This window comes from Vibrio sp. 2134-1 (assembly GCF_033339495.1).
In genome coordinates, this window is sequence record NZ_JAWOUS010000964.1 from 1 (window position 1) to 515 (window position 515).

1 protein-coding gene is annotated in these 515 nt (G+C 49.3%); it reads right to left on the reverse strand.

From position 1 onward, the window contains the following. Positions 1-515, reverse strand: a 515-nt coding sequence (locus R7R78_RS29505) for a TonB-dependent receptor plug domain-containing protein (RefSeq protein WP_225475011.1), incomplete at both ends; no start/stop codon positions are given.

Sequence of the window (515 nt, forward strand, 5' to 3'; positions counted from 1 at the left end):
ATCCAAATCGCGGTTGTACAAATCTTGGCTGAAGTTACGCGTCTCTTCACCTTGCCAATAAGCCGCGTTGACCAAGCTTTCCGTATCGCCAGAACGAAATGCCAAATTGCTCGCGCCTTTGTATTTATTGCTGATCCCCGTATAAGTGCCCGTGGCGTCAACATAAAAGTCACGATCTTCTAAAAACTCGCCCGGCTGTTTGGATTTTAGAATCACAGCGCCACCAATGGCACCAGAGCCCAAAACTGAGGAGCTTGCCCCTTTCACTACTTCTAATGATTCAAGATTAGATAGATCGAACGTGTCGCGGCCCACTTTGTCATTGTTGTCATTCGCACCAAAACCGTCTGCAGAGCGAATGCCGTCACGAATGATCATAATGCGATTACCCGTCATGCCCCGAATCGTGATGTTTTGTGGACGACCAGCGCCACCTGACACACTTACCCCAGGCTCGTGACGCAGCGCATCATAAAGCTCTGTTTCGCCCTTTTGTTCAATCTCTTCGCTGGTGA